The sequence below is a fragment of the Streptomyces capitiformicae genome (genome assembly GCF_002214185.1).
Taxonomy (GTDB): Bacteria; Actinomycetota; Actinomycetes; order Streptomycetales; family Streptomycetaceae; genus Streptomyces; species Streptomyces capitiformicae.
The window spans coordinates 1,229,992-1,240,729 of the sequence record NZ_CP022161.1; the positions used below are offsets into that span (position 1 = coordinate 1,229,992).

Sequence of the window (10,738 nt, forward strand, 5' to 3'; positions counted from 1 at the left end):
AGCGATCAGGTGTGCGGGGCCGCCGGCGCCGCCGAAGACACCGCACCGGCCGCCCGCTCGGCGAGACCAGGGAAGGCTACGCTTCCTCCCCGCCACCGAACCGCCCGCACCGCCGCTTCGCGCAGCGCCTCGGCAGCCGCGGCACGCCGACCATCCTCGGATGCCCGTACGAGGTCGGAGTACACCCCGGCCACCCGTTCCTCCAACTCGGCGGCGAGTCGTACGGCGGAGTCGGCGTCCGTCACCGGGAAGGGCAGCGCGTACGCGGCGGCCGAGGCCTCGGGCCTGCCGCCCAGGTCCCGTACGGTCCGCGTCAGCTCGTCCCGCCGGGCCCGGTGCGCGTCGTACGCCTCCCGCGCCTCGCTCTGCCGGGGCTCGCCGATCTTCCCGCCGACGACCCCGTATCCGTACACGGCGGCATGCTCGGCCCCGAGCGCCGCCTGCACCGCCTTCAGCTCCTCGCTGCTCACTTCGCACCCTCCACCAACAAGTACGCGTGCCCGGCCCCCGCCGCCGCCACGGACGCCATCAACCGCGCCACCTCACCCGGCACCTCCAGCAGCGCCTTGGCCCGCCCGTCGGCAAGCTTCCGCTCGGCAGCGGCCAGTTCGGTGAGGGCGGCCTTCGGGTCGGCGGGCACGGGCGAGGGGGAGGCCGAAGCGGAGGGTGAGCCCGAGGGGGAGGCGCTCGCCGTGGCCGTACCCTTCCCACCCCCGAACGCCTGGACATGCCGTACGACCTCCGCCCGCAGCGGCGTCAGCAGCGCGGCCAGATCCGGATGCGCCGCGATCACGGCGTCGTACCGCTCCACGAGCCCTCCACTGTCCTTCGCCGCCCGGGCCCGCGCCTTCTCCACCACCGACGGACCGCCACCGGCGGCATCCGACCCCTCACCCCCGGCCGAACACCCCACGAGCAGACCCGCACCCGCGGCCCCGACCAGCAGACTCCTCCTACGCGGACCCGAAGGGGTACGCGACGGCACGGTGAACGACACGACAGACGTCCTAGGGGATTCGTACGAACAAAGAAGCGGTGTGATCACGGTACCCGCGCATCTGCTCCAAGGCCGCCACCACCGCGCCCCACGGGAACCCACTTGGACGGCAACACCCCAGCGGAGCGGCTACCCTTTGACCTGACACGCGCCCTACCCACAACAGCACACGCGGCCGAGGAGTCACCCGGATGAGCACCACCCAGAGCGAGAGGCTGCGAGAACTGCTGGAACCGCTCGTACGCTCCCAGGGCCTGGATCTCGAAGAGATCGCAGTGGACTCGGTCGGACGCAAGCGGGTGCTGCGCGTGGTCGTCGACTCCGACGAGGGTGCCGATCTGGACGCGGTCGCCGACGTCAGCCGCGCGCTCTCGGCCAAACTGGACGAGACGGACATGATGGGCCAGGCGGAGTACACCCTGGAAGTCGGCACCCCGGGCGCCGAGCGCGCCCTCACCGAGCACCGCCACTACCGCAGAGCGGTGGACCGGCTGGTGAAGTTCCAGCTTCACGATGGCGGCGGCGAGTTGGTCGCCCGCATCCTGACCGTGGACGACGACGGCCTCGACCTCGAGGTGCCCGGAGTGAAGGGCCGCAAGGCCACCACCCGCAGGCTCGCCTTCGACGAGATCGACAGGGCCCGCGTCCAGGTCGAGTTCAACCGCAAGGACAAGAAGGACATGAAGGAAGAGGAGGAGGCGTAGCCGTGGACATCGACATGAGTGCCCTCAGGGGCTTGGTTCGGGAGAAGGAGATCTCCTTCGACCTGCTCGTCGAGGCGATCGAGGCGGCCCTCCTCATCGCCTACCACCGCACCGAGGGAAGCCGCCGCCACGCGCGCGTGGAGCTCAACCGGGAGACCGGCCATGTGACCGTGTGGGCGAAGGAGGACCCCGAGGACCTGGAGGAGGGGCAGGAGGCGCGTGAGTTCGACGACACCCCGTCCGGCTTCGGCCGTATCGCCGCCACCACCGCCAAGCAGGTGATCCTGCAGAGACTGCGGGACGCGGAGGACGACGCCACGCTCGGTGAGTACGCGGGGCGCGAGGGCGACATTGTCACCGGTGTGGTCCAGCAGGGCCGCGACCCGAAGAACGTGCTCGTCGACATCGGCAAACTGGAGGCCATCCTGCCTGTGCAGGAGCAGGTCCCCGGGGAGTCGTACCAGCACGGCATGCGGCTGCGGTCGTACGTCGTTCGAGTGGCGAAGGGCGTGCGCGGTCCGTCCGTCACGCTGTCGCGCACGCATCCGAACCTGGTCAAGAAGCTCTTCGCCCTTGAGGTGCCGGAGATCGCCGATGGGTCGGTCGAGATCGCGGCCATCGCACGTGAGGCGGGTCACCGTACGAAGATCGCGGTCCGCTCCACCCGCTCCGGGCTGAACGCCAAGGGCGCCTGCATCGGTCCGATGGGCGGTCGTGTGCGCAATGTCATGGGCGAGCTGAACGGCGAGAAGATCGACATCGTCGACTGGTCGGACGACCCGGCCGAGATGGTGGCGAACGCGCTGTCGCCGGCCCGGGTCTCCAAGGTCGACGTGGTGGACCTCGCGGCCCGCTCCGCGCGCGTGACGGTCCCCGACTACCAGCTGTCGCTGGCGATCGGCAAGGAGGGCCAGAACGCCCGTCTCGCCGCCCGTCTGACCGGCTGGCGGATCGACATCCGCCCGGACACCGAGCAGCCGTCCGAATAGTCCCCGAAGTGCGACCGGCGGTTGATCGGGAATAGATACAAGCCGCAGGTCGTTGAGATCACGTCAGTTATATGCGCGGCAACTGTTCGATTCTTGCCCCAAAGGGGTGAGGTCGGTGCGGGGAGGTAGACTTAGCAGTGTCTGGCCGGACGCGTGCCCGCGCATGCCCTGAGCGCACCTGTGTGGGGTGCAGGCAGCGAGCGGCCAAGACCGAGCTGCTGCGCGTCGTGGCGATCGAGGGTGAATGCGTCCCCGATCATCGCGGTACGCTGCCCGGCCGGGGTGCGTACGTACACCCCGCCCCGGTCTGTCTCGACCTGGCGGTTCGCCGCCGGGCGTTCCCACGGGCGCTGCGTGCCCCGGGACCGCTCGACACAGTGGCGTTGCGCCTCACCGTCGAGCAGGCAACACAGTAAGACGTGTCGCACGGAACCTCCGTGCGGCCCTGGTACCCCGCGAGTTGGAAGTAGGTCGAGATTGCGATGAGCACTCGATGAGCACGCGATGAGTACGCCCATGAAGTAGCGACGGTCCGGACGCAACCCGGACCTAAAAGGAGCGAAGTGGCTAAGGTCCGGGTATACGAACTCGCCAAGGAGTTCGGGGTTGAGAGCAAGGTCGTCATGGCCAAGCTCCAAGAGCTCGGTGAATTCGTCCGTTCGGCGTCCTCGACGATCGAGGCGCCCGTTGTACGCAAACTGACTGACGCCCTCCAGCAGGGCAACGGAGGCGGCAAGCCCGCCGCCCCCCGCAAGGCTGCCCCGGCCCGTCCGGCGGCACCCTCTCCCGCGCAGGCCGCACGTCCGGCCGCCCCGCGCCCGGGTCCGGCGGCACCCAAGCCGCCCGCCGCCGAGCGGCCCGCGGCCCCGACGCCGGGCCCGCGCCCGACGCCCGGCCCCAAGCCGCCGACGCCGAAGCCCGCTCCGGCCTCCCCGGCCCCGAGCGTGCCCGAGTTCCAGGCGCCCCCGTCGGCTCCGGCCGCCCCGTCCCCGCGACCGGGCGCCCGTCCAGGCCCCGGTGCGCCGCGTCCCGGTGGCCAGCGTCCCGCCGGCCCCGGTCAGGACCGTGGCCAGGCGCCCCGCCCCGGCGGTCAGCGTCCGGGTGGCGGTGCCGGTGCGCCCAAGCCCGGCGGTGCCCGTCCCGCGGGTCCGCGTCCGGGTAACAACCCCTTCACCTCCGGTGGCTCCACCGGCATGGGTCGCCCGCAGGCGCCCCGTCCGGGCGGCGCTCCGCGACCTGGTGGCCCGGGTGGTCCGGGTGCTCCCGGCGGCGCTCCGCGTCCGCAGGGCGCCGGTCAGGGCGGTCCCCGTCCCCAGGGCGCGGCGGGCGGTCCCCGTCCGCAGGCTCCGGGCGGCGCGCGTCCGACCCCGGGCGGCATGCCCCGCCCGCAGGGCGGCGGTCCCCGTCCCGGCGGCGGCCCCGGTGGCCCGCGTCCGAACCCCGGCATGATGCCGCAGCGTCCTGCTGCCGGCCCGCGTCCCGGCGGCGGTGGCCCCGGCGGCCGCGGTCCCGGCGGCGGCGGTCGTCCCGGTGGCGGTGGCGGCGGCGGTCGTCCGGGTGGCGGCGGTTTCGCCGGTCGTCCGGGCGGTGGCGGCGGTTTCGCCGGTCGTCCCGGTGGTCCCGGTGGCGGTGGCGGCGGTTTCGCCGGTCGTCCCGGTGGTCCCGCGGGCGCGGGCGGCGGTGGCCGTCCCGGCTTCGGTGGCCGTCCCGGCGGTCCGGGTGCCCGTGGTGGCACGCAGGGCGCCTTCGGCCGTCCCGGCGGTCCCGCGCGTCGTGGCCGCAAGTCGAAGCGGCAGAGGCGCCAGGAGTACGAGGCCATGCAGGCCCCGTCGGTCGGCGGCGTGATGCTGCCTCGCGGCAACGGCGAGTCCATTCGCCTGTCGCGCGGTGCCTCCCTCACCGACTTCGCCGAGAAGATCAACGCCAACCCGGCGTCGCTCGTCGCGGTGATGATGAACCTGGGCGAGATGGTCACGGCCACGCAGTCCGTCTCCGACGAGACGCTGCAGCTCCTCGCCGACGAGATGAACTACACGGTTCAGATCGTCAGCCCCGAGGAGGAGGACCGCGAGCTTCTCGAGTCCTTCGACCTGGAGTTCGGCGAGGACGAGGGTGGCGAGGAGGACCTGGTGGTCCGCCCGCCGGTCGTCACCGTCATGGGTCACGTCGACCACGGTAAGACGCGCCTCCTCGACGCCATCCGCAAGACGAACGTCATCGCGGGCGAGGCCGGCGGCATCACCCAGCACATCGGTGCCTACCAGGTCACGACCGAGGTCAACGAAGAGGATCGCAAGATCACCTTCATCGACACCCCGGGTCACGAGGCGTTCACCGCCATGCGTGCCCGCGGTGCCAAGTCGACCGACATCGCGATCCTGGTCGTCGCGGCCAACGACGGCGTCATGCCGCAGACGGTCGAGGCGCTCAACCACGCCAAGGCGGCCGACGTCCCGATCGTCGTCGCGGTCAACAAGATCGACGTCGAGGGCGCGGACCCGACCAAGGTGCGCGGTCAGCTGACCGAGTACGGCCTGGTGGCCGAGGAGTACGGCGGCGACACGATGTTCGTCGACATCTCCGCCAAGCAGGGTCTGCACATCGACAGCCTCCTCGAGGCCGTCATCCTCACCGCCGACGCCTCGCTCGACCTGCGGGCCAACCCGAAGCAGGACGCGCAGGGTATTTCGATCGAGTCCCGCCTCGACCGCGGCCGCGGTGCCGTGGCGACGGTCCTCGTCCAGCGAGGAACGCTGCGGGTCGGCGACACGATGGTGGTCGGCGACGCCTACGGCCGAGTCCGCGCCATGCACGACGACAACGGCAACAACGTGCTGGAGGCCGGCCCCGCGACGCCGGTGCAGGTCCTGGGTCTCACCAACGTCCCGGGTGCGGGCGACAACTTCATCGTCGTCGACGAGGACCGTACGGCCCGTCAGATCGCCGAGAAGCGCGCCGCCCGCGAGCGCAACGCCGCGTTCGCCAAGCGCACACGCCGTGTGTCGCTGGAGGACCTGGACAAGGTGCTGAAGGCCGGCGAGGTCCAGCAGCTGAACCTGATCATCAAGGGCGACGCGTCCGGATCGGTCGAGGCTCTGGAGTCCTCCCTGCTCCAGCTGGACGTCGGCGAAGAGGTCGACATCCGCGTCCTGCACCGCGGCGTCGGTGCGGTCACGGAGTCCGACATCGACCTCGCGATGGGCTCCGACGCGATCGTCATCGGCTTCAACGTCCGGGCAGCCGGCCGTGCGCAGCAGATGGCGGAACGCGAAGGCGTGGACGTCCGCTACTACTCGGTCATCTACCAGGCGATCGAGGAGATCGAGGCGGCCCTCAAGGGCATGCTCAAGCCGGAGTACGAAGAGGTCGAGCTCGGTACGGCGGAGATCCGCGAGGTCTTCAAGTCGTCCAAGCTGGGCAACATCGCGGGTGTTCTCATCCGCTCCGGCGAGGTCAAGCGGAACACCAAGGCCCGCCTCATCCGCGACGGCAAGGTCGTGGCGGAGAACCTCAACATCGAGGGCCTGCGTCGCTTCAAGGACGACGTCACCGAGATCCGCGAGGGCTTCGAGGGTGGTATCAACCTCGGAAACTTCAACGACATCAAGGTCGACGACGTCATCGCGACGTACGAGATGCGCGAGAAGCCGCGGGCGTAAGCCGGTGGTTCACACCGGCCGGGGGTGACTGGTTCACCCCCGGCCGGTGTGGCCGTATCTGGGGCTGCCGCGCCCCTTCAGGGGCGCGGGGAACTGCGCGACAAGCCCCCACCGACCCGCACCCGGAATCGGGGGGCGAAGGGGCGCAGCCCCTGGGGATGGGACGGGTGGGCGGCGGGGGCGAAACAATCCCGTCGAGCCGCCCGCAGGGTTCGTTGTACGGTTCTGATGTTCCCGCCCAGGCACATCGCCGGACGGGCCACCTATCCCGTACCGGCGGGTGAACCGGACACACACATGTACGTGGGGACTCTGTCCTTCGATCTCCTGCTCGGCGACGTACGGTCGCTGAAGGAGAAGCGCTCCGTCGTCCGCCCGATCGTGGCAGAACTCCAACGCAAGTTCGCGGTGAGCGCGGCGGAGGTCGACCACATGAATCTGCACCGCCGGGCCGGCATCGGAGTGGCCATGGTGTCCGGCGACACGGGGCACCTGAGCGACGTACTGGACCGGTGCGAGCGGATGGTCGCCGGCCGCCCCGAGGTGGAACTGCTCTCGGTCCGACGGCGCCTGCACGGCGACGACGACTGACCGACTGAACGACCGCCCGACTGCCCGACCGCAGAGACAATTCAAGAAACAGCAGTAACGCAGAACGAGCTAGGAGACGGACCAGTGGCCGACAACGCGCGTGCCAAGAGGCTGGCGGACCTCATCCGAGAGGTGGTGGCCCAGAAGCTGCTGCGCGGGATCAAGGACCCGCGGCTCGGCTCACACGTCACCATCACGGACACCCGGGTGACCGGGGACCTGCGGGAGGCGACCGTCTTCTACACGGTGTACGGGGACGACGAGGAGCGGGCGGCAGCCGCCGCGGGGCTGGAGAGCGCCAAGGGCATCCTCCGCTCCGAGGTCGGGCGGGCCGCGGGTGTGAAGTTCACGCCGACCCTCACCTTCGTGGCCGACGCCCTCCCGGACACGGCCAAGACCATCGAGGACCTCCTCGACAAGGCGCGGACCTCGGACGCCAAGGTGCGCGAGAGCGCGTCGGGGGCCGAGTACGCCGGTGGCGCCGACCCGTACAAGAAGCCGGGCGACGACGAGGACGACGCCGCCGTATGACCCAGCAGCGCCAGAAGAACACCACGCCCGACGGCCTTGTCATCGTCGACAAGCCGTCGGGCTTCACTTCGCACGACGTCGTCGCCAAGATGCGGGGCATCGCCCGGACCCGGCGGGTCGGGCACGCGGGCACGCTCGACCCCATGGCCACCGGCGTCCTCGTCCTCGGCGTCGAGAAGGCGACCAAGCTCCTCGGCCATCTCGCGCTGACCGAGAAGGAGTATCTGGGGACCATCCGGCTCGGACAGACGACGATCACCGATGACGCCGAGGGGGAGATCACGTCCTCCGTGGACGCCTCCAAGGTCACCCGGGAGGCCGTCGACGCCGGGATCGCCAAGCTGACCGGCGCCATCATGCAGGTGCCGTCCAAGGTCAGCGCCATCAAGATCAACGGCGTGCGGTCGTACAAGCGGGCCCGGGACGGCGAGGACTTCGAGATTCCCGCCCGGCCCGTCACCATCTCCTCCTTCGCCGTGTACGACGTCCGCGACGCCGTCGCCGAGGACGGCACCCCGGTCCTCGACCTGGTCGTCTCGGTGGTGTGCTCCTCCGGGACGTACATCCGGGCCCTCGCCCGCGACCTGGGCGCCGACCTCGGCGTCGGCGGCCACCTCACCGCGCTGCGCCGGACGCGCGTGGGGCCGTACAAGCTGGACTCCGCGCGGACCCTCGACCAGCTCCAGGAGGAGCTGACCGTGATGCCGATCGCCGAAGCGGCCGCCGCCGCGTTCCCGCGCTGGAACGTGGACGACAGGCGCGCGCGGCTGCTGCTGAACGGGGTGCGGCTGGAGATGCCCGAGGAGTACGCGGAGCGCGGGCCCGTGGCGGTCTTCGACCCCACCGGGCGCTTCCTTGCCCTCGTGGAGAACCAGAAGGGCAAGGCGAAGAGCCTGGCCGTCTTCGGCTGACCGTTTTCGGTTGACCGGCTTTCGCCGTGGAGCGGCGTTCACGGGGCTCGCTGTTCCCGCCGCTCCACGGTCCCCCCCCCCGGTTCCCCCACACAAAGGTGTATCCATCCGCTGACGGCTATTCACCCCTTCGTGCAGGCGCTCGGAGTGAACCGAGGGAGCGGAAGGGGGCGCGTTCGCAAGGGCACCTGTTTTGCTGATCTTCACATGCCTACCGTCGGAGCAGAGGTACGACGGGGAGGTCGGGAAGGGCGGTACGGGGCCGTCGGGCAACGGGCGACGGCGGCCGTGCGGCACGGGCTTCGTGGCCGCTCACCACGGCACGGGTGTCACCAGCCATGAGGCGGTGGACGGGGGCTGGCCCGCATCGTTCTGCACGCAGCCGGGGACCGCAGCTGCGCGGCGACCTCCGACGCGATGACGGTGACCCCGCTGCCCTTCGCGCCGCGGGACGAGGTCGAGACCGGGGCGTACGTCCGTGTCGCCGCCGCCGGCCGGCGCGAGGCCCGGGCGCTGGGCGCGGCGGACGTCACCTACACCGCGACCGACGGCTCTCCTCTGCTGTTCGGCGCCCTGGAACCCGCCTGCCGGTGAGGGGCAGGCGCTGCCGGAGGGCGCCGTCTGGCGAGGACGGCCGATCGGGACGCGACGGGCCGGGGGCTTCGGAGCGGGCGGGGCCGGGTCTCCGGCCGGGGCTCCGGGATACCCCGACCGCGACGAGGTGCTTGGCGCCTACCTCGACCTGAAGTGCCTGCGTATCGCCGTCCGGTTCGCCGCCGCGAACGGGATGCGGGGCACGGCTGTACGGCGGCTCGCCGCGCAGGTGTCGGGGCGGCGGCTCGGCGCGACCAACGGCTGGGGCACGATGCCGTCGGAGGCCCGCGTCCGGTGCCAGGTCCCGGCAGGCCACCGGCAACCTCCCCGTGCCCCGCCACCGCATCGGCCCCGTCGTCCCCGGATCGGGATACTGCTCGTCCGTACGCCGGAGGAAGGCGACCCGTTTCGGCTGGGCGCTCACCGACCTGGCCCGGCATGTTCCGGGCTTCGAGAGACTGGTCGCGGGCTTCGAGAGACTGGTCGCGGGCTGGTTGAGCGGAACGCCCGAGGAGTGGGCGGCGGTCGTCGGGCCGAGCACCCGCCGCATGATCGAGAACCTGGCGAGGGGTTTCGGGGGTGCTGGTGCCGGCGTGAAGCGAGGACGAGTGCGCGGAGGAACGCGGCGGCGGGTTTCGTGCTCCGGGTCACAGGCCGGATGCCGATGCGGGCAGAGGACACCGGGCATGGCACCCTTAGACCTGCGTATGAGGCAACCACGGACACGGGTTCGATGAGGAGCGGTCACAGTGCAGCGCTGGCGTGGCTTGGAGGACATCCCCGAGGACTGGGGGCGCAGCGTCGTCACCATCGGTTCCTACGACGGGGTGCACCGGGGGCACCAGCTGATCCTCCGGCACGCGGTGGAACGCGCCCATGAGCTGGGCGTTCCGACCGTCGCCGTCACCTTCGACCCGCACCCCAGCGAGGTCCTGCGCCCCGGCAGCCACCCCCCGCTGCTCGCCCCGCACCACCGCCGCGCCGAACTGATGGGCGAGCTGGGTGTGGACGCGGTCCTGATCCTGCCCTTCACGACCGAGTTCTCGCGGCTGTCGCCCGCCGACTTCGTCGTCAAGGTCCTCGTCGACAAGCTGCACGCCAAGGCCGTCGTGGAGGGCCCCAACTTCCGCTTCGGCCACAAGGCCGCCGGGGACGTGGCGTTCCTCGCCGAGCAGGGCAAGACGTACGACTTCGAGGTGGAGGTCGTGGACCTGTTCGTCACCGGCGAGGCGGGCGGCGGCGAGCCGTTCTCCTCGACCCTGACCCGGCGGCTGGTCGCCGAGGGGGATGTCGAGGGCGCCCGCGAGATCCTCGGCCGCCCGCACCGCGTCGAGGGCGTCGTCGTACGCGGTGCCCAGCGCGGCCGCGAGTTGGGCTTCCCCACGGCCAACGTCGAGACCCTCCCGCACACCGCGATCCCCGCCGACGGCGTCTACGCCGGGTGGCTGCACGTCGAGGGCGAGGCCATGCCGGCCGCGATCTCCGTCGGCACGAACCCCCAGTTCGACGGCACCGAGCGCACGGTGGAGGCGTACGCCATCGACCGGGTGGGGCTCGACCTCTACGGGCTCCATGTCGCCGTCGACTTCCTCGCGTTCGTGCGCGGGCAGGCGAAGTTCGATTCGCTGGAGGCGCTGCTCGTGGCGATGGGGGAGGACGTGAAGAAGTGCCGGGAGTTGATCGCGGCGTATGAGGGGGAGTAGCCCCACTGCGCTTCGGAATCGCAGAGGGCCCGCACCGTTCGTTCGTGAACGGTGCGGGC

General features: G+C 71.3%; 11 protein-coding genes and 1 pseudogene. 10 read left to right on the forward strand and 2 right to left on the reverse strand.

From position 1 onward, the window contains the following. Positions 1-5: 5 nt before the first annotated feature. A complete protein-coding gene (locus CES90_RS05575; protein WP_189782623.1) occupies positions 6-470 on the reverse strand; it encodes a ferritin-like domain-containing protein in 465 nt (154 codons plus the stop codon). Beyond that, on the reverse strand, positions 467-997 hold the full coding sequence (locus tag CES90_RS05580; protein ID WP_229913771.1) for a hypothetical protein: 531 nt from the start codon (positions 995-997) through the stop codon (positions 467-469). The genes CES90_RS05575 and CES90_RS05580 overlap by 4 nt, the downstream gene beginning before the upstream one ends. Before the next feature lie 191 nt (positions 998-1,188). Between CES90_RS05580 and rimP the strand changes: the two genes are divergently transcribed. The 10 genes and pseudogenes from rimP (at position 1,189) to CES90_RS05625 (ending at position 10,679) form a co-directional block, all read left to right on the forward strand. Further along, a complete protein-coding gene (gene rimP / locus CES90_RS05585; protein ID WP_189782624.1) occupies positions 1,189-1,701 on the forward strand; it encodes a ribosome maturation factor RimP in 513 nt (170 codons plus the stop codon). A 2-nt stretch (positions 1,702-1,703) separates the two neighbouring features. Next, entirely contained in the window at positions 1,704-2,690 is a 987-nt protein-coding gene (gene nusA / locus CES90_RS05590) for a transcription termination factor NusA (protein WP_149825638.1), read from the forward strand. A 137-nt stretch (positions 2,691-2,827) separates the two neighbouring features. After that, positions 2,828-3,106 (forward strand): YlxR family protein, encoded by a 279-nt coding sequence (locus CES90_RS05595; protein ID WP_189782625.1) that lies wholly within the window; start codon positions 2,828-2,830, stop codon positions 3,104-3,106. Positions 3,107-3,253: 147 nt separating this feature from the next. Further along, complete coding sequence (infB, locus tag CES90_RS05600; RefSeq protein WP_189782626.1) at positions 3,254-6,349, forward strand: translation initiation factor IF-2; 3,096 nt, start codon at positions 3,254-3,256, stop codon at positions 6,347-6,349. A gap of 297 nt (positions 6,350-6,646) precedes the next feature. Then, positions 6,647-6,940, forward strand: a complete 294-nt coding sequence (locus CES90_RS05605; RefSeq protein WP_189782680.1) for a DUF503 domain-containing protein — start codon at positions 6,647-6,649, stop codon at positions 6,938-6,940. Between the two features lie 84 nt (positions 6,941-7,024). Then, positions 7,025-7,471, forward strand: coding sequence for a 30S ribosome-binding factor RbfA (gene rbfA, locus CES90_RS05610; protein ID WP_189782627.1), 447 nt, complete (start codon positions 7,025-7,027; stop codon positions 7,469-7,471). Then, positions 7,468-8,382, forward strand: a complete 915-nt coding sequence (truB, locus tag CES90_RS05615; protein WP_189782628.1) for a tRNA pseudouridine(55) synthase TruB — start codon at positions 7,468-7,470, stop codon at positions 8,380-8,382. The genes rbfA and truB overlap by 4 nt, the downstream gene beginning before the upstream one ends. A gap of 417 nt (positions 8,383-8,799) precedes the next feature. Beyond that, on the forward strand, positions 8,800-8,976 hold the full coding sequence (locus tag CES90_RS51890) for a hypothetical protein (RefSeq protein ID WP_373313316.1): 177 nt from the start codon (positions 8,800-8,802) through the stop codon (positions 8,974-8,976). A 361-nt stretch (positions 8,977-9,337) separates the two neighbouring features. After that, positions 9,338-9,573, forward strand: a pseudogene (locus CES90_RS51895) (hypothetical protein); the annotation flags it as partial. Positions 9,574-9,725: 152 nt separating this feature from the next. Continuing rightward, positions 9,726-10,679 carry a bifunctional riboflavin kinase/FAD synthetase gene (locus tag CES90_RS05625; RefSeq protein ID WP_189782629.1) on the forward strand — a complete coding sequence of 318 codons (954 nt, stop codon included), beginning with the start codon at positions 9,726-9,728 and terminating at the stop codon, positions 10,677-10,679. Positions 10,680-10,738 lie beyond the last annotated feature (59 nt).

Excerpts from the sequence above, each read along its gene's own strand:
- CES90_RS05605 (WP_189782680.1), top strand. The coding sequence starts at position 6,647 with ATGTACGTGGGGACTCTGTCCTTCGATCTCCTGCTCGGCGACGTACGG.
- rimP (WP_189782624.1), top strand. The coding sequence starts at position 1,189 with ATGAGCACCACCCAGAGCGAGAGGCTGCGAGAACTGCTGGAACCGCTC.
- CES90_RS51890 (WP_373313316.1), top strand. The coding sequence starts at position 8,800 with ATGACGGTGACCCCGCTGCCCTTCGCGCCGCGGGACGAGGTCGAGACC.
- truB (WP_189782628.1), top strand. The coding sequence starts at position 7,468 with ATGACCCAGCAGCGCCAGAAGAACACCACGCCCGACGGCCTTGTCATC.